Here is a 20,262-nt window from a genome sequence, read left to right on the forward strand (position 1 = left end):
TATAATTTTTTCTAAACAAAAGATGGCTTCAAAAAACAATATTTGAAAATTTCAGGGAAGGACAGGTTCATATGAATGCAGGCGGTTTTAATAAATACAGTTTTTAAATAGTTGCTTTCGCCGCAACATTTCCCGTTTTAATCGAATTTATTTTCAGGCTGTTAAACATTAGTGCAAAGTTTGTATCCTTAATTGAAGGAGTTAAACTTTAGCATGAGGTATAAAATTCTATTCATAGTTATTTTCCTGTTTACTGCTGCTGCTTCATTCAGCCAGGGCATTCCCGGCTCAATAAAAGGTGTTTTAAGGGATAGCACTGAACACCAGGCGCTGAGAAATGCAACCGTAAGTATTTTACACAGCGACTCTTCTTCATTTAAAGAATCCCTGTCTAAAGAAGACGGGAGCTTTTTAATAACCAATATTCCCACCGGTGATTATATATTAAAAGTTACGTTCAGCAGTTATGAACCGCGTTTAACCAATTTTACCATTGACAGTATAAATGCAACACTTAATGCCGGCATCATTTATATGCAGCCACATGCACATGAACTGGCTGAAGTGGTGGTGGAAACGCCTCCTATCATCATAAAAAAAGACACGTTTGAATTCGCTGCCAATGCTTTTGCCACAAAGCCCAATGCAACTGCAGAAGACCTTTTGAAAAAATTGCCTGGTGTGGACGTGGACAAAGATGGTAATATAAAAGCGCAGGGCGAATCGGTGCAGCGCGTGCTGGTAAATGGCAAGCGTTTTTTTGGTGATGATCCGCGTACGGCAACGCAAAATTTACCCAGTGATGTAATTGATAAAATACAGGTGTTTGACGACCAGAACGATCAAAGCCAGTTTACCGGTTTTGATGATGGCAACCGTGTGAAAACGATTAATATCGTTACCAAAAAAAATTCCGGCAGCTTCGGAAAGTTTGTTGCTGGCGCCGGCGATAAAGGCTTGTATAATGTGGCAGCAAATTACAGCATGTTTAAAGGCGATCAGCAGATAAGTTTTATTGGCCAGTTGAATAATACAAACAAACAAAACTTTACACCGCAGGATATTTTCGGGTCTTCCGGCAGAGGTGGCTCCAGGGGTGGCGGAGGAGGATTTCGTGGTGGCGGAGGTGGTTCCAGGAGAGGTGGCGGGCAAATGCAGCAACTGCAAAGCCTTAATGCCAACAGCAATAATAATGGCCTGATAACCACAAGCGCTGCAGGTTTAAATTACCGTGATGTTTGGGGAAAGAATACCGAAGTGTATGGCAGCTATTTTTACAATAACCTGCTTACTGAAAAAGAACAAAACAGCCAGACAGAAAATTTTGTTACAAATGATTCTTCCTTGTTTAATAACCAGGCACAATCTTCATCCAGGAGAAACGTAAATCAACGCCTGAATTTTAATATTGAAACACAGTTTGATTCGTTAAACTCAATGATTATACGGCCTAACATTTCTTACCAGGAAACAAACAATAACAGCATTACGAAAACAACTACCACGCAGGGAAAAGCGGGCTTATTAAATAATGCAGATGCAACTTCCCTTAGTAATAATAAAGGTTATAACGGCAGTATTGATGCATTGTTCAGGCACCGCTTTAAAACAAAAGGCAGAACTTTTTCGCTGGGTTTAACAGGCTCCGGAAATACAAACGATGCCAATGGTAATAATTATTCGCTTACAGATTACTATAACAGCGGCATTGATTCATCTTACACCATTAACCAGCATTATGTTTCATCAACAAAAGCGCAGGGAATAAGTGCAACGGCATCTTACACAGAACCTATCGGTAAAAAATCGCTCGTTGAATTAAATTATAATTACAGTTATAATAAAAACACTTCCGATAAGGTAACTTACGATTATGACAGCGCTACTGAAAAGTTTACCACTATCGATTCGCTGCTCACCAATAATTATGAAAACACGTATTCATCAAACAGGGTTACATTAAACTACCGTTTTCAAACAGAGAAAATAAATTTCAGTGTGGGCAATGGCATACAGTTTGGCAATCTTACCAGCATTAATAACACAAAAGACATTAATCTTACACAGCATTATACTAACCTGTATCCTACAGCCAATCTTACTTACAGGTTTAGCAGGACATCCAACCTGCGGTTCAATTATTCCGGCAGAACAAGCCAACCAAATGCTATGCAACTGCAGCCTGTGATTGATAACAGTGATCCTTTAAATGTAGAAATTGGTAATCCAAACCTGAAACAATCATTCACACATTCATTCAGAGCCTTATATAATAACTTCAGCTTTAACCGCGGTAACAATTTCAGCAGCGATGAAAATAATTTTCATAACATTTTTGCAACTATAAATGCAAGTTTCACAACTAACGATATTGTGGAAGCAGTTAAAAGAAAGAATGGAATTGATACGGTTACATATACCAACCTTAGCGGCGCCTATAATATTTCAGCATTTTTCAATTATGGTTTTCAGTTAAAAAAACCAAAATCTAATTTGAACTTCACAACGAATTTTACTAACTCAAAAGATGCCAGTATCATAAACAATACTATAAACTATACAAACAATTATACAATTGGCGAAACAGTAAAATTCACCACCAACCTGAAGAAAAATTTCGATATGAATTTTTCTGCAACGCCAACATATAATATAGTGCGTTATTCATTTCAGTCAGATCAGAGCGATAATTATTTTTCACAGAATTTAAGTGTAGGTGCTACTTATTATACCACTTCGGGCTGGATATTGGAAAGTGATTTTAATTATACAGCTTACAGCGGCAGGTCTGATGGATATAATACCGCGGTGCCTTTATGGAACGCTTCGTTTGCAAAACAGTTTTTAAAAGGCAAAGCTGGTGAATTACGTTTCAGCGTATATGATTTATTAAATCAGAATCAAAGCATAACAAGAACAGTTGAGCCTACTTATATACGCGATGTGCAAACAAAAGTGCTTACCCGTTATTTCATGCTTACATTTACTTATAACCTTCGCAATTTTTCAAAGGGGCAACAGCAAGAACAAAGAAGGTTGCCTGATTTCAGGCGCGATGGCAATATGCCGCCGCCACCTCCTGATGGCGGCGGCCCTCCTCCGGGCGGCGGTGGGCCTCCTCCCGGCGAGCCTTCATAATAGCAGCAGCTTTATAAAATGCTATAATAATTTTTTAAAGAAAGGAAATAATTCATTCGCAAGCACGGCATGCTCTTCCACACTTGGATGGCCGGCACAGCCATGCGCCTGCATAGGCTGAAAGAAGAATAACTGCACGGCCTTATCTTTTGGATATAATGCATCCACGTTACTTTTTATAGCGGTTAAACAATTTTGCAATAGTGTTCTGTTATCACCATTTACCATCGGGCTGCTTAATAAAGCAATGATGGCTTTAGGATATTTCGATTTCACCAATTGCACAAAAGCCGTATAATCTTTTACAAAAACAGCGCTGTCAAAAGGTTTTCGTTCATGCACGCCGTCACCTTTGCTAAGGTCGTTTGTGCCCAATGCAATGCTTACAATTTTGGGTGAATATTTTGAAAAATCCCAATGCATCGTATCACCTGTTTGCAGGCTTTGCTTTTCATACACAAGCGGCATAGATGGCGCATCCATATTCCAGGTACGGTAAATGCCAATGCCGCTAACGCTGCTCAAAATATAATTTGCATGCAGGGCCCTGGCAACCCTTGGCCCGTAAGCATAATAAGCATTATGCTGATCATGGTAAACGCCTTGCCCGCATTTAACTTCAGCAGTATCGGCGGCGGCGCCACAGGTAATGCTGTTGCCAATAAATTCTATTAAAGGTTCATTGGATGACTTAATCGCTTTAATATTATCGGCTGTAATTTTTTGTATGATGATGGGGCCTGTTGCTGCTTCAGTAGCTTTATATACCCACACTGTATGCTTGCCATCATTACCCGCATTAATGGTTATAGGTTGAACTTTATTGCCTTCTACTTTTAGCCGCTTTTGATACACACCGTCTAATTCATATTGCAAATAATTATGGCCATCTGCATTATTAATAAAAGCATCAATGGTGCAGGATTCTCCGGTAAAACTAAAACCAAAATGAACGGCTGAACTTATCAGTTCAAGGTTATTTTCTGCATTTAAGAATGACCGCCCGTAAGGCTTTAATTCACTTGCGGCTAATTCTTTTTTTACAGGAGTATTGTTTGAATGCGATGGAGAATGAATAGTAAATAATATGATAATGAACAGCAGGTACAAAGTTTCTGGTTTCATGCGGTAAGAATTTGAATGGGTGAATATAAATATTAAACAGTCAGCAGGGATCTCTTTTGTTTATATTAAACCAAATTGCCGCAGATGTACAAATAAAAATCTGTACATCTGTGGCAAATATTCCTTTCAAAACAGTTTCTAATGATGCCTGTAAACTTTAATGCTTAAAGATGAATTTGTAAAGTATATTGGCTCCGGGTACAGGTTGGCTATTTATTACTACAAAGCAATTTATTCTGCTTAAAATCTTTATACTCATTATGCGTAAAAAATTACTGTTTATCCTTCTGCTTGCTGCAGTACTATTTTTTGAACCGAAAGCGCAGTCCGTTTACGAATTGAATGATGGCTGGAAATGCATAAAAGCTTCATCCGTTAAAGAAAATGGCAGTATTATTTCTTCTTACGGTTATAACCTCAGCAAATGGAAAACCGCAACTGTTCCCGGAACTGTATTAACTGCAATGTTGAATAATAAAGAAGTGCCCGATCCGTTCTATGGAATGAATAACGAAAAGATACCGGACATATACAATGTTGGCGCTGCTTATTATACCTATTGGTTTGTAAAAGATTTTAATGAAACAGCTTCAGCAACGGAACAGGTGTATTTAAAATTACGCGGCATTAATTATAGTTGCAATGTTTTTCTGAATGGCCATCAATTAAACAAAACATTACATAAAGGCATGTTTTTAAGCCAGGAATACAATATCACATCTTACTTAAATAAAAATGGTAAAAACAGGCTGGCTGTAATTGTTTATCCGCCTGATGTTGTGGGCAATGCCAATGGCGGCCAGGGCGGCGATGGAACCATTGCAAAAAATGTAACGCATCAATATGTGGCGGGCTGGGACTGGATTCAACCCATTCGCGACCGCAATACCGGTATTTGGGATAAAGTATTAATAGAAAAAACGCAACAGGTAAAAATTCAAAATACACATATTATTACAGAGGTGCCCGGCATAAGAAAAGTGGAAGGAGCGCAGCAACCGGCCATCATTCATGTTTCAACGGAGTTATACAATCCAACAGCAGCAACAGTTTCAGGCGTTTTAAGTTATGAGTTAGATGGTAATACTATTACTGAAAATATTACAGTGCCTGCACAATCAACTAAAGCCGTTCAGTTAAAAGATTTATCATTACAAAACCCAAAATTATGGTGGCCGAATACGTACGGGCCGCAAAATTTATATCCGCTGAATTTAAAATTTACAATTGGTAATGTGTTAAGTGATGTTGATTCATCCACCATCGGCATTCGCGAAATAACCACCTACTGGAATAATGTTACACGCAGTAAAGAGGTGGCCGTGAACGGGCAAAAGATATTTATAAAAGGTGGCAACTGGATTATCTCCGATGCCATGCTGCGCTTTTCTGATGAACGTTATGATGCAGAAGTCCGCTTTCATCGTGATATGAATTTAAACCTCATCAGAATTTGGGGTGGCGCTATTACAGAGCGTCCTGAATTTTACACAGCCTGTGATAAATACGGCCTGCTGGTGATGCAGGGCTTCTGGGGCAGCGGCGATTGCAATGGCCGCTGGGTTGACCCGAAGAAAAAAGACGATCAATGGACAAGAAGAAATTATCCCGACGATCATCATTTATTTATTGAATCTGCTGCTGACCAGGTCAAACTTATACGCAATCATCCTTCACTGGCTATATGGTGCGGCGGCAACGAGATAACATTACCTGAAGATATTTTTCATGCACTGAAAGATTCATTAATGCCGCTGCTTGATGGCACGCGCTGGTTTATTGATTACTCCAATTCAGACAGCATGAGTTATAATTTTCTTGGTGGCAACGGCGATGGCCCTTATGGCATTCAAAATATAAAAACATTCTGGGGCGAACGAACATATCCGTTTAATTCAGAAGTTGGTTCTGTTGGTTTAAGTGATTATACTTCGCTCAGGCGTTTTATTCCGCAGGAAAATTTAATTCCGCCTGTTTATGAAAACGGAAAATATAAAGTTGATTCTGTCTGGCAATACCATAAATACATTGGCTATAATAAAACACTGGATGCTTATGGCGGCGCAAAAGATGCCGCGGATTTTGCAAACAAGGCACAGTTGATTAATTATGATCAATACCGCGGGTTGATTGAAGGTTTTTCTGCGCATGCCTGGGATTGGTACACCGGGGTTATTATATGGAAAACGCAAAATCCCTGGACGGCCATGCGCGGCCAGATGTATGATTATTATCTTGACCCCAATGCCTGTTTATATGGTTTGCATACAGCCGGCGAAGCTTTGCATATTATGTTTAACCCGGTTGACAGTTCTGTAATGGTTGTGAACAATACATTCGAGGCGCACCACGACATGATGCTGCAGGTTTTATTGGTTGGTATGGATGGAAAACAAAGAAGAATAACACAAGTGTTTTCTGAAATAGGGCCAACTACTGTAAAAAAATATCTTTCAGTGGCGGGCGCTTTGAGAAGATCATCAGCAAAACAAGGCGTTTTTCTTGTGTTGCGTTTATTGAATTTACAGCAACAGCCCATCAGCGATAATTTATACTGGCTGCCTGATTCAACAGGTAATTATTCAGGCCTGCAAAATATTGCTTCAACAGATTTGAATATAAAAGCAACAAAAGTCAGCAACAGTCAAATTCAACTTATCTTAAGTAATCCTGCCGATAAACCGGTTGCGTTTTTTAACCGTGTATCATTACTCAACAGCAAAACAAAAGAAAGGATATTGCCAACGTTTTACAGCGATAATTATATTTCTGTTTTACCGGGTGAATCAAAAACAATTATTATTGATTGCAATAATATGCCATCAGAAGCTGCCATTGAAATAGAGGGCTGGAATACAGGAAACCATGAGTATAAAATAAATTAAAGATTGTAACAGGGCCGGATGCATCAGGCGTGAGACCGTTAGGGTTTGTTTGCCGGCGCAATAAACGCAAACGTTTGTTTACTTATCATTGCCGCTGGCAGGTTAAATTTGAAAAGGCATAAAATACATTTCATTTTCATAAAGTATTTCGACTATTTACATTACTAAAACCAATACACAACATGCAGCAGACAGAAGAATATGCACAGCCAATTGAAATAGCGGCAAAGCCGCAATCAGGCACATCAAAATCCATCTTTATTATTGGCATCCTGTTTTTCATTTTTGGTTTTGTAACATGGGTAAACAGTACCTTAATTCCTTACCTGCAAATTGCATGTGAGCTCAATACATCACAGGCTGTTTGGGTAACATTTGCGTTTTATATTTCTTATGCCGTAATGGCCTTTCCATCATCATGGGTAATCAATAAAGTAGGGTTTAAAAACGGCATGATGTATGGCCTTATCGTAATGGCAATCGGCGCATTAATATTTATTCCTGCAGCACAGCAACGTACGTTTGGGTTATTTCTTACAGGCTTGTTTGTAATTGGTATTGGATTAGCCTTATTGCAAACGGCATCTAATCCTTACATCACTATTCTTGGCCCGATAGAAAGCGCCGCCAAACGCATGAGTATAATGGGCATTTGTAATAAAGGCGCAGGCGCATTAGCCCCATTAATCATGGGGGCTATTTTATTAAAAGACATGAATGGTTTTGAAGCCAATCTTGCCACGCTTAACCCGGCAGATAAAGCAGCCAGGTTAGACCAGCTCGCATCACAGGTAATAATGCCGTATATAGTGCTGGCAATTGTTTTGGTGCTGCTTGCCATTATGGTACGGCTGTCTTCCTTGCCTAACATCCAGGCAGAAGAAGATGAAACAACAAATGCAAAAGGCACGCGTTCCATCTTTTCATACACTTATCTTTTCCTGGGTTTTATTGCGTTGTTTTTATATGTAGGCGTTGAAGTAATGGCCGGCGACATTATACAGGTTTATGGCAAAGAAATAAATATACCGCTTGACATTGCAAAGCATTTTACAACCTACACCATGATTGCCATGCTTGTTTCTTATTTGCTGGGCATAGCATTAATTCCAAAATACATCAGCCAGGAAAAATCATTGCGCATTGCAGCCATATTAGGTATTATTTTTTCATTGGGCGCCATCTTTACTTCGGGCTATACATCCATCACATTTATTGTATTGCTTGGTTTTGCCAATGCACCTGTTTGGCCTGCATTGTGGCCGCTGGCAATTGATGGCCTGGGCAAGCATATTAAAACCGGTTCAGCATTATTAATTGTAGGTATTGCAGGCGGCGCCATTCTTCCAAAATTATGGGCTATCATTGGCGAGCATGTTGGCCTGCAAAAAGCATTCTGGATAATGGTGCCTTGTTATCTTTTCATTTTATACTACGCTGTTGCAGGAAATAAAATTGGTAAAAGAGTGAAATAAAATTTATATTATCGCAACAATAAAACCTTTGTGGTTTATATTTTGAACCGTGAAACCATTAAGCACTTACAACTGGTTCATTCTTATTTTAACATGCCACGAAACAATAATTTTAAAACAGCTATTAAAACTTTAATTTGTCGCTCAATACAAAACTGATTAACACGCATGTTTAAACGATTGCTCTCCTTTTTATTTTGTTTGTATTTCTTTTATGCCTGCACTTCTTCAACTGATAATTATAATGGATGGAAGATGTATGGCGGTAATAGCGACAATAATCATTACTCTTCTTTAACGCAGATTGATACAAACAATGTACAACAACTGCAACCTGTGTGGACGTACAATACCGGCGATGTGGATACAGCAAATCATTCGCAGATACAATGCAACCCAATAATGGTTAATGGTGTTTTATACGGCACTTCGCCATTAATGAAATTATTTGCCCTTGATGCTGCAACCGGCAAACAGAAATGGGTATTCAATCCTTTCGATTCATTTAGCGCCAATAAAAGATCATTCTTTATTTTAAATAATTGCCGCGGTGTTACGTATTGGAATGAAGGCGATGACAAACGCATTTTTTATACTGCAGGCACCGATCTGTATTGCATTAATGCAGCGGATGGAAAACCTGTTGCTTCATTTGGAAATAATGGAAAACTTGATCTGCACACCGGTCTTGATCGTGATGTAAGCGATAAATTTATTACGGCTACTTCACCCGGCGTTGTTTATAAAGATGTAATTATAATGGGCAGCCGTGTGGATGAAGGCGCCAATGCAGCGCCCGGCCACATCCGCGCTTTTGATGTGAGAACAGGCAAATTACGCTGGGTATTTCATACCATACCGCAACCCGGCGAATTTGGTTATGATACCTGGGAAGACACTGCCGCCTACAAACATATTGGCGGCGCCAACGTATGGAGCGGTTTTACATTGGATGAAAAGCGGGGAATCGTTTTTGCACCAACAGGTTCTGCTTCCTTTGATTTTTATGGCGGTAAAAGGCGCGGTGATAATTTGTTTGCCAACAGCATGCTCGCATTGGATGCTTTAACAGGCAAACGCATCTGGCATTTTCAAACCATACATCACGATACATGGGATCATGATCTTTCTTCTCCACCCGCATTGGTAACCATCAATAAAGATGGAAAGAAAATTGATGCCATTGCCTTTACTACCAAAACAGCTTTTGTGTTTGTGCTCGACCGTGAAACAGGCAAGCCCATTTATCCTGTGGAAGAAAGGCCTGTGCCGCAAAACACAGAACTAGAAGGCGAATATCTTTCACCAACACAACCTTATGTGGTTAAGCCTGCACCCTTTTCAAGGCAAAACATAACAGAGAATGATTTGAATACTTTATTGCCGGATAGTTCATATGCGGCAGTAAAGAAACAATTCGAAAGTTATGACAAAGGCAATATGTTTCAGCCACTTTCAAAACGCGGAACGATAGTAGCGCCCGGCCTCGACGGTGGTGGAGAATGGGGCGGCCCTTCCTATGATCCTGAAACAGGCATTTTATACGTGAACGCCAATGAACAAATAAGCATATTAACGATTGTTGACCTGAAAGATGATGCATCAAAAAATGAAACAGTGCTTAATGCAGGTGAACGGTTGTATAAAACAAATTGCATGACCTGCCATGGCGCTGAAAGACAGGGCAGCGGCAACTATCCTTCGCTCATCAATATCAATAAAAAATATACGGCAGCACAACTGCATGATCTTGTGTCAGCCGGCAGAAGAATGATGCCTGCTTTTACGCAATTATCAGAAGCGGAAAAACAAGCCATTGCTGCTTACATACTGGATATACATTCGATACAGCAAAAGAAATTTATTGATACAACAAAAAAAGAAGATCCTTATTTAAAGATGCCTTATGCCATTACCGGTTACAACTGGTTTGTAACAAAAGAAGGCTTGCCTGCCATTGCGCCGCCGTTTGGCACTTTAAATGCAATTGACCTTAATACCGGTGAATATGTTTGGCGCGATACACTGGGCGATCACCCGTATTACGCCGCAAAAGGCATTCACACAGGTTCTGAAAATTATGGCGGCTCTGTAATTACAAAAGGCGGTTTGCTATTTATTGCCGCAACACGGGATGGGCATTTACGTGCATTTAATAAACGCACCGGCAAATTATTATGGGAATATAAATTGCCTGCGCCTGCATTCGCCACGCCTGCCACTTATGAAATTGACGGCGATCAATATATTGTAATTGCCTGCGGTGGCGGGAAGCTTAATACAATTTCCGGCGATGCATATATTGCTTTTAAACTGCCGGGCAGGTAGTATTGTTAAAGGGTTACTGTAAACGTCATCAATCATTTTTTAGTGATTGAGGATAAAAGATATAATCCCCCCGCTGAATGAATTTGATTATTATTGATGCTAATGTATTGCACCAATAGCTTTATGCTTGTTCAAGCACAAATTTGTTCCGGTTGCTAACCAATACTTATTCTCAGAAATCTTTAACGCCCTTATTATTAATAAATGGATGAAGGAAAAGCAAGCCCCGGGTTAATAAAACTATTGCAACAAATATACCATCAGGTTGCAGAAAATGCGGTTTACAGAATAAGTCCGGATCCAAAGGATAATTATCTTTTTGATCTCGCAATTCAGAATAACTGTGCTTTTATTATAAGTGACGATAGAAAATTACTTTCATTCCGCATCCAACCCGTAAAAGTTAAAAGCACAAATTGGTTTCTTAAAAACTTCCCTTTATAGTTCCGGTTTTTTAAAGCCTTCTGCAATCTGTAACCTATTTTTATGCAGCATGAAGAAATTGCTCATCAAACTCTTTCGCAAACCTGTTTTACGCCTGGCGGAAAAATTTTCTTCACGGCCTGATAAAGAAAGAGTGTTTAATTCGCTTACGGAACTGCATTCAAAAATTCTGAGCGGCGATAAAAAGAAAGGGCTGATAATCCCTTTCAACACGGCTTCACAAAAAATAATCATATTCTCCGATCAGCACAAAGGCGCCAAAAATAAAGCGGATGATTTTGCCGTTTGCGAGCCGGCCTATGTTGCTGCATTGGATTATTATTTCAAAGAAGGTTTTACGTTCATTAATCTCGGAGATGGAGAGGAATTATGGGAGAATAATATTTTCCAGGTAAAGAAACACAACAAACTTTCATTTGAAAAAGAGAAACTATTTGTTCAGCAAAAAAGGTTGATAAAAATATTCGGCAATCATGATTTGTATTGGGCAAACGATCCGCTTGCATGGGTGCAACTGGAAAGTATTTATGGCAAAAAAATTCCTGTATATGAAGGATGTATTCTTACTACAACTTTAAACAACCGCCCTTTCCAAATTTATCTTACACACGGCCACCAGGGCGATTTACAAAGCGATGGCAATGCTTTCAGTAAATTTTTTGTAGCGAATGTTTGGGGGCCACTGCAGGGTTTGCTGGATATTAATCCTAATACACCGGCTTTTAATGATCAGTTGAAATCTCTGCACAATACCATCATGTATGAATGGAGCAGTGTTGAAAAAAATGTACTATTAATAACAGGCCATACGCATCAACCTGTATTCATGTCGCTCACACACCTGGAAAGATTGTATGTAAAACTTGCCGAAGCGCAGAAGAATGAAGATGCCGATACTGTAAAAGCTGTTGAAGATGAAATAGCCAAAGCGAAACCTGTAAATCCAACAGCACCCGATCTTTCCAAAATCATCCCTTCTTATTTTAACACAGGTTGTTGTTGTTTTGATGACGGTGATATAACGGGAATAGAAATTGCCGGTGGTTGTATCCGTTTAATAAAATGGCAATCGAAAACCAATCCTCCCAAAAGAGAAGTACTCGAAGACATTAACCTGGGTGAGCTGGAAGACCTGTTGCCTTAACACGTTGTTATTATTCCTGCAAAGCATCAGCAGGCATTTGCTTTTTCGCCAGCGAAGATTCACGTATATCCAGCCTGGTTTTAAGTTGCACCGTTGTATATTCTTTTGGTTTTTCTTTTGTTTCAATCTGGCTGATTAGTAAAGCGGCAGCATGCTGCCCGATTTCAAAGGTGGGCTGTGCAACGGAAGTGAGCGCCGGGCTTAAGAAACCGCTGACGGGGTTATCTGAAAAACCGGCGATAGCGACATCGTCGGGGACTTTTAAATTTAATTGCTTCATCACTTTCAGGCATACCATCGATAAGCGCTCCACGGAACTGAAAATTGCATCTGGTTTGTACGGGCCCAATAATAAATTACGCACATCTTTTTCCATGTGCCCGGGATCAAAATCGCAATGTATTATCCATTCTTTTTTTGTTTTGATGCCGTATGCTTTCAGCGCATCTTTATAACCTTTCAGGCGGCGCTGCGTTATAGCAAGGCTGGGTGAAATAGTAAGATGGGCAATGCGCTTGTAACCCTGCTGTATAAGATGTTCTGTGGCATTGTAAGAGCCTTCACAATCATCCACAATTACTTTATGCGAAGGCAGGTATTCACAAACCCTGTCAAACATAACCACGGGTATGCCCTTATCAATCAGGTCCTGCAAATGCGCAGCATTTTTTGTTTCGTTGGATAAGGTGATGATTATGCCGTCCACTCTCCTCGATGCCAGCAGGTGAAGGTTGGTTACTTCCACATCATACTTTTCATGGCTTTGGGAAATGAGCACCTGGTAACCCATCTTATTGGCATAGTCTTCAATGCCCGCAATGGTAGCAGAGCAATAGTTATTAGCTATCTCCTGCACCATTACACCAATCACTTTTGTTTTTTTATCTTTTAATGATAATGCAATGGGGTTTGGCCTGTAATTCAGTTCGTCGGCCACCTGCAATATCAGCTCCCTTGTTTCCTTTTTAATATCAGTACTGCCCCTCAATGCCCGCGACACAGTTGACACCGACACATTTAAGCGCTGGGCAATATCTTTTATCGTTATATCATGAAGTGGATTCATAACCGCTACTGTAATTTAATTAAGGCACCTAAAATTGTTTGCTGAAAAAATATCAAGTCTACTTTGATTTTATAACGGGACATGCAGTAACTGATTTTCCCGTCTTACTTTGATTTCAATTTTCCCTGCAATCCGTTCAGGCAATTTGTTTACATGAAATACCTAAATCCATTAAACAATATACATCAAAAGATGTGTATTAATAATTGTTTTCAAAATTTTATAAAAGAATCTTAAACAAAATTTATTGCAAACGTTTCCGGAAACGTTTGCAACATTAACAATAATTTTTCCAAAAATCATGCTATTGTTTCCCCATCCTCAACGCCCTACTTTTGTTTCAACACATTCTGTCAAACGATTTGCTTTAAGTCAATGAAAAAGGTTCCCACCTGTACTTTATTTCTTGTCATCATCACATTATTCAGCAGCTTTAATGTAAGCTGCCAGGTAGTTGCAACACTAACAGTGAATGCGCAGCCTGCAACGGTTGCCGTTCCTGTATATATTGACCTTGACAATATAACACCGCAAAACGATTCGGTGCTTGTGTTAAAAGAAGTAAGTAAAAATGGTGCGGTTGAAGTTCCCTGCCAGGTAGAACAAAATTATCACCGCTTTTTATGGTGGATGCTTACACCACAGCCGGTTGCTTCCAAAAGAACTTTCACCTTATCGATAGAAAAAAACAGGAAGCCACAGCAATATCCTTTGCAGCTGCAAGACGATTCTGCACTCATTATAAAAGCATATAACAAAAACGTTTTACAATATAATTACCGCACACATTATCCGCCCGCAGGTGTTGATACAGCATTTAAACGCAGCGGCTTCATACATCCGTTATGGTCTCCCGCAGGCAATGTGCTTACGCAGGTCAATCCAAAAGATCATTATCATCATGTGGGCATCTGGAACCCGTGGACGCATGTTTTATACAAAGGAAAAGAAGTTGACTTCTGGAACCTCGGCGATAAAAAAGGCACGGTGCGGTTTGCCGGTTTTATTAATAAAGACGCAGGCGCTGTGTATGCAGGTTTCAAGGCTTTACAAAATCATGTGGCTTTTAATATTCCGCAACAGGGCGATGAATCTATTGCTATGAATGAAGTATGGGATGTGCGTGTATATAATACCGGCGGGCATGTTTGGCTGGTTGATTTTACTTCAACGCTGAATAATGCAGAAGAGGACACAATAACACTGGAAGAATATCGCTATGGAGGTTTTGGTTTCCGCGCTGCACCGGACTGGAACAATCAAAACAGCAAAGTGCTTACATCAGAAGGTAAAACAAGAAAAGATGCAGATGCATCCACAGCACGCTGGTGCACCGTTGATGGCGATATGCAAAGCGGCCATTCAGGCATTGAGTTTATGAGCTATCCTTCCAATTATAATTTCCCGGAACCAATGCGCGTATGGCCTGAAAATATGAATGGCAGAGGTGATGTGTTTTTCAGCTTTAGCCCCACGCGAAATAAAAGCTGGGTTTTAATGCCGGGAAAAAACAATGTTTTAAAATACAGGATGCTGGTTTATGATGGCACTATAACAGCTAAAGAAGCTGAAGCTATATGGAAGGCTTTTGCACAACCGCCGGTCATCAGCATACAAAAAAATAAATAAGTGGGTTGCCGGTAGTCAGTTCACGTTTAACTTAACAATGGTTTGTACATGAGAAAATTTATTACGCTAAGCTTCCTGTTTATTATAACAACATTATGCGCCTGCAAGACACAGCAGCAAACAGCGGCAAATAATGTTAGCTGGAAGAAAGTAAAAGTTTTTGTTTACACAAAAAATGGTAAAGGTTATGTGCACGACAATATTGCTGCTGCCGCAAGATGCATACAGGAATTAGGCGCACAAAATGGTTTTGCCGTTGATGTATCAGACGACCCTGCAAAATTTAATGATGATAATTTAAAGCAATACAATGCGCTTGTTTTTACAAGCACTAATAATGATGTGTTTGATAATGATGCGCAGAAACTTGCACTGATGCATTACATACAAGCAGGCGGTGGTTTTGTTGGTATTCATTCTGTAACGGGGACTGAAAGAAACTGGCCCTGGTTCAAAAGGCTTGTGGGCGGCACGTTTGAACGCCATGCAAAACACCAGCCGTTTACAGAAATTGTTATCGATCATAACAATCCTTCCACTTCATTTCTTCCGGATACCTGGAAGCGCGATGACGAATGTTATTATACAAAAGAAATAAATCCCGACATACATGTTTTAATGGTGCACGACCTTTCAACAGTTGATGATAAAGGCAAGCCTGTTATATATGGCAATACATTTCCTTCAGTATGGTGCCATGAATTTGATGGCGGAAGGGAATGGTACACTTCTTTAGGCCACGACAGTACAACATATAAAGAACCTGAATTCCGCAAACATATTATGGGTGGTTTGCAATGGGTTTTAAGCAAACAAAAACCATTGGATTATTCAAAAGCACATGCAAAAACACCAAACGATCCACTGCCATATTAACTAATAAATATCATTATCATGCAAAAAGATCAATCATCTGCTTCCAGGAGAAATTTTATTAAAACCAGTTTAAAAGGGGCCGGTGGCGCAGCTTTGTTAAGCGGCTTTCCCACTATTGTTCCGGCAAGGGTTTTAGGTAAAAATGCGCCATCCAATCTTATCAATATTGGTGTAATAGGCACAGGCCGTATTGGAAGGGAATGGGATATGCCGGGCGTTATGAAGCATGACAACGCAAAGATGATTGCGGTGTGCGACCTTGACAGCAACCGCCTGAAAAAAGCGCAGCAGTTTGTGGACGATTTTTATACAAAAAAGAACGGCTCATCTTATACCGGCACAAAAGGCTATGAAAATTTTGAAGACCTTATTGCCAATAAAGATATTGATGCCGTACTTATCTGCACACCCGATCACTGGCATGTGATTCCTGCAATAACCGCCGTGCGCGCAGGCAAAGATGTGTATATGGAAAAACCGGCATCGCTTTCCATTGCCGAAGGAAGAATATTGAGTGATGCTGCTACAAAAGCAGGTGCTATATTTCAAATAGGCAGCCAGCAACGTTCCATGCCGCAGTTTAAAAAAGCATGCGAGCTGGTGCGCAATGGCCGCATTGGAAAAGTACATACGGTTTATGTGGGATTGCCGGTTGATGATCCTAAACAAAGCACAGTTGAGCATGAAATGCCCATACCGCCCAATCTTAACTATGAAAAATGGCTGGGCTCCACGCCGTATGTTCCATACACTGAAAAGCTCGTGCATCCGCAGGATGGCACGTTTTCAAGGCCGGGCTGGCTGCGCTGCAGGCAGTTTGGCGCAGGCATGATAACCGGCTGGGGCGCCCATCATTTTGATATTGTGAACTGGGGACTGGGAACTGAACATACAGGCCCGGTTGAAATATCAGGTACGGCAGACTGGCCGCCTGCCGATGCTTTGTGGGATGTGCATGGCAACTTTAAAACAGAAACCATTTTTAATGTAAATGGCGATACGGTAAAAGTGCTGGCAAGTAATGAATATCCCAATGGTGTAAAATTCGTTGGCGATAAGGGATGGATATTTGTTACCCGCGGCAATTATTCCGTAACGGCAAGTGACCCTGCTTCCAACGCCAAAAACTCCAAAGCACTGGATGCAAGCGATCCAAAAATTCTTACGTCAGAAATAGGCCCCAATGAAATTCATTTAATTGACAGTACAGACCATCATGGCAACTGGCTGAACAGCATAAGGACAAGGGAAATAAATATAGCACCAATTGAAGTAGGCCATCGCGCATGCACCGTTTGCTTATTGAATGATATTGTTTTCCAGTTGAAGAGAAAATTGTATTGGGATGCCGAAAAAGAAATGTTTAAAAATGATGATGAAGCCAACTTCATGCTCATGCGCAGCCAGCGCTGGCCTTACCAGATCAATAAAGAATATGATGTAAGAACACTCGTTTCAAAATAAAAAACTTATCAATATTCCTGTTGGTGAAATAACAAATAATAAATAAACCTGAGATTTAAAATTTATTTATGGTGCCTGAACTCAAATATCAAGGTTCATCTGCTGAAAAATCATTAGTACAAAAGTTTAATCAAGGCGTGTGCACGGATGTGTTTAAACCGACGAAGGAGGTTCGCGAAGGCCATAAAAAAATAAATATGATGCTGAGCAAATATCATCCGTGCTTGAATTTCTTTTGCTACTTTCTTTTTTCAAGAAAAGAAAGTAACAAAAAACAAAAGCAGAGGTTTGATTTGCTTAGCAACGGTGTAACTTATTTATCTATAATTTTTTTATTAATGATGAATATTGGCTGCAATACTTCCACAACATCAAACACACCTGCTGAAGACAGCGGTAAAGTGCGTTTGATAACCTTAGCGCCCGGCCATTTTCATGCAGCATTGGTACAGAAAAATATGTACCCGGCAATTGATTCGGTCGTGCATGTGTATGCACCTGAAGGCAATGAACTGCAGGCGCATCTTAAACTTATCGATCAGTATAATCATCGCACAGATAACCCCACGCATTGGGTGGAAAAATTATATACCGGCAGCGATTATCTTGACAAAATGCTTGCTGATAAAGCAGGCAACGTGGTGGTGCTGGCAGGTAATAACGAACAAAAAACAGATTATATAAAACGCAGTGTGGAAGCGGGTTTGAACGTATTGGGCGATAAACCAATGGCGATAAATTCAGGCGATTTTAATGTATTGCAGGAAGCCTTTAGTGCAGCCGCAAAAAACAATGTGTTGTTGTATGATATTATGACAGAGCGTTCTGAAATAACCAACACATTGCAAAAAGAGTTTGCACATATACCATCTGTTTTTGGTGAATTGCAAAAAGGAACGGCCAACGATCCGGCAGTAAGAATGGAAAGCATTCATTACTTCTATAAATATGTTTCCGGAAATGTATTAACAAGGCCCGACTGGTTTTTCGATCCCAAACAACAGGGCGATGCCATTACCGACGTAGGCACACATTTGCTTGACCTCATTCAATGGGAATGTTTTCCGGATTCTATCATCGATTACACAAAAGATATTGATATAACCAATGCACGTATATGGCCAACAGCGCTTACATTATCACAGTTCGCAGCTATTACAAAAGAAGATAAGTTTCCTGATTTTCTTAAGCCATATATAACCAATGACACAGTGTTACAATCACATGCCAACGGCGAAATAAACTATACCATTAAAGGTATTCATGCAAGGGTAACGCCGCGCTGGGAATACAAGGCAGCAGCCGGTGGCGACTCGCACTATTCCTTATTAAAAGGCACGAAAGTTTCACTGGAAATAAAGCAGGGTGCAGCAGAAAATTATAAGCCGGTATTATATATCTGGCCAGGCAATAACGCGAAAAATTTTGCTGATACACTAAACGCAGCCGTTCAGCAATTGAATGAAAAATATCCTGGTATTACGGTTCAGCCAATCAATAAAGGTTTCAAGGTTGTAATACCCGAAAAATACGATGTAGGCCATGAAGCACATTTTGCACAGGTAATGGAAAGATATCTTCAATATTTAAAAGATAAAAAACTCCCCGGCTGGGAAGTGCCCGGAATGTTAGCCAAATATTATACGGCAACGAAAGCACTGGATATAGCAACAGGTAAAAAATAGGATTTAAACAACAGGTTGTTTGAATTGATTTTTGATTGCGAGCTACAGAAACAGGTGATGGTCCGCTGCGGCGGGTCACTCCCTTGTACTGTATATCGTGAGCGGCTTTTTATTGCTGTGCATGCAGCCCTGTAAAAGCTAATTCAAACAATCATTAAATAAATTTCTTATCAAACAAAATTAAAAACATGCACCTGCAGGAAAACATTCAACAACCATCATCCAAAAACACAGCACAAGCCATGTTTTCACTCAATGGAAAAACCGCAGTGGTAACCGGCGGCGGCAGCGGGCTGGGATTAGCCATTGCAAAAGCATTGGCCGGCAATGGCGCTAAAGTTATTATTACAGGCCGCGATGAAAACAAGCTGCAAAAAGCCTGTGAAGAAATTGGCAATGCATGCTGCTATATTCCTGCCGACCTTTCTCAACTGCAGGCTATTCCCGCCTTTGTTGAACAACTGATACAACGGGCACAAACAATCGACATACTGGTAAACAATGCCGGTATCAATATGAAAAAAGATGCACTGGATGTTACGGATGAAGAATTTCAAAACATCATTTTAACCAATCAGCAGGCGGTGTTTGCGCTCACAAGGGAAATATCAAGACACATGGCCGCTGCACAGCAGGGCAACATTATTATGATCAGCTCTATGGCGGCACATTATGGTCTTCCAAAAGTGGTGGCTTACACCGCATCAAAAACAGCCGTAGAGGGCATGACAAGGGCATTGGCTGTGGAGCTGGCTGAAAAGGGTATTCGTGTAAACTGTATTGCGCCTGGTTTTATTGCAACAGATATGTCGGCAAAAGCATTGAACAGTGATAAAGACAGGATGCAGCGTGTATTGGCCCGCACGCCTATGCGCAAGCTTGGCCATCCGGATGATGTGGGTTATGCAGCCGCATTCCTTGCTTCTGAAGGCGCAAGGTTTATAACAGGCACCGTACTGGCTGTTGATGGCGGCAATTCTATTGGTTTTTAATTTCTAACTAT

The 20,262-nt window shown here is 40.3% G+C and carries 12 protein-coding genes; 10 read left to right on the forward strand and 2 right to left on the reverse strand.

Translation table 11 applies throughout. From position 1 onward, the window contains the following. Nucleotides 1-213: 213 nt before the first annotated feature. Nucleotides 214-3,138, forward strand: a complete 2,925-nt coding sequence (locus BM015_RS08880; protein WP_090657446.1) for an outer membrane beta-barrel protein — start codon at nucleotides 214-216, stop codon at nucleotides 3,136-3,138. Nucleotides 3,139-3,159: 21 nt separating this feature from the next. Here BM015_RS08880 and BM015_RS08885 read toward each other — a convergent pair whose 3' ends face one another. After that, nucleotides 3,160-4,263, reverse strand: coding sequence for an SGNH/GDSL hydrolase family protein (locus BM015_RS08885; RefSeq protein WP_090657448.1), 1,104 nt, complete (start codon nucleotides 4,261-4,263; stop codon nucleotides 3,160-3,162). Nucleotides 4,264-4,523: 260 nt separating this feature from the next. On the opposite strand from BM015_RS08885, the gene BM015_RS08890 reads away from it, so the two are divergent. From BM015_RS08890 to BM015_RS08910, 4 genes are all read left to right on the forward strand, one after another. Further along, the gene (locus BM015_RS08890) at nucleotides 4,524-7,148 is read left to right on the forward strand and encodes a glycoside hydrolase family 2 protein (RefSeq protein ID WP_090657450.1); all 2,625 of its coding nucleotides are present in this window, start codon (nucleotides 4,524-4,526) and stop codon (nucleotides 7,146-7,148) included. Between the two features lie 182 nt (nucleotides 7,149-7,330). Next, nucleotides 7,331-8,623 (forward strand): sugar MFS transporter, encoded by a 1,293-nt coding sequence (locus BM015_RS08895; RefSeq protein WP_090657452.1) that lies wholly within the window; start codon nucleotides 7,331-7,333, stop codon nucleotides 8,621-8,623. A 168-nt stretch (nucleotides 8,624-8,791) separates the two neighbouring features. Then, nucleotides 8,792-10,951: an outer membrane protein assembly factor BamB family protein gene (locus BM015_RS08900; RefSeq protein WP_090657454.1), complete on the forward strand. Its 2,160-nt coding sequence runs from the start codon at nucleotides 8,792-8,794 to the stop codon at nucleotides 10,949-10,951. 493 nt (nucleotides 10,952-11,444) lie between these two features. Continuing rightward, entirely contained in the window at nucleotides 11,445-12,539 is a 1,095-nt protein-coding gene (locus BM015_RS08910) for a metallophosphoesterase (RefSeq protein ID WP_090657458.1), read from the forward strand. A gap of 10 nt (nucleotides 12,540-12,549) precedes the next feature. Here BM015_RS08910 and BM015_RS08915 read toward each other — a convergent pair whose 3' ends face one another. Beyond that, the gene (locus BM015_RS08915) at nucleotides 12,550-13,605 is read right to left on the reverse strand and encodes a LacI family DNA-binding transcriptional regulator (protein ID WP_090657460.1); all 1,056 of its coding nucleotides are present in this window, start codon (nucleotides 13,603-13,605) and stop codon (nucleotides 12,550-12,552) included. A gap of 375 nt (nucleotides 13,606-13,980) precedes the next feature. Here BM015_RS08915 and BM015_RS08920 point away from each other — a divergent pair, with 375 nt between their 5' ends. From BM015_RS08920 to BM015_RS08940, 5 genes are all read left to right on the forward strand, one after another. Continuing rightward, nucleotides 13,981-15,234: a DUF6807 domain-containing protein gene (locus tag BM015_RS08920; RefSeq protein ID WP_090657462.1), complete on the forward strand. Its 1,254-nt coding sequence runs from the start codon at nucleotides 13,981-13,983 to the stop codon at nucleotides 15,232-15,234. 48 nt (nucleotides 15,235-15,282) lie between these two features. Then, a complete protein-coding gene (locus tag BM015_RS08925) occupies nucleotides 15,283-16,110 on the forward strand; it encodes a ThuA domain-containing protein (protein ID WP_090657464.1) in 828 nt (275 codons plus the stop codon). Between the two features lie 18 nt (nucleotides 16,111-16,128). After that, nucleotides 16,129-17,574, forward strand: coding sequence for a Gfo/Idh/MocA family protein (locus BM015_RS08930; protein ID WP_090657466.1), 1,446 nt, complete (start codon nucleotides 16,129-16,131; stop codon nucleotides 17,572-17,574). A gap of 338 nt (nucleotides 17,575-17,912) precedes the next feature. Next, nucleotides 17,913-19,259 carry a putative oxidoreductase C-terminal domain-containing protein gene (locus BM015_RS08935; RefSeq protein ID WP_090657674.1) on the forward strand — a complete coding sequence of 449 codons (1,347 nt, stop codon included), beginning with the start codon at nucleotides 17,913-17,915 and terminating at the stop codon, nucleotides 19,257-19,259. A gap of 188 nt (nucleotides 19,260-19,447) precedes the next feature. Further along, the gene (locus BM015_RS08940) at nucleotides 19,448-20,251 is read left to right on the forward strand and encodes an SDR family NAD(P)-dependent oxidoreductase (protein ID WP_090657468.1); all 804 of its coding nucleotides are present in this window, start codon (nucleotides 19,448-19,450) and stop codon (nucleotides 20,249-20,251) included. The last annotated feature ends 11 nt before the right edge of the window (nucleotides 20,252-20,262 follow it).

Origin of the sequence: Parafilimonas terrae (assembly GCF_900115755.1) — a bacterium.
In the GTDB taxonomy this organism is placed as follows: domain Bacteria; phylum Bacteroidota; class Bacteroidia; order Chitinophagales; family Chitinophagaceae; genus Parafilimonas; species Parafilimonas terrae.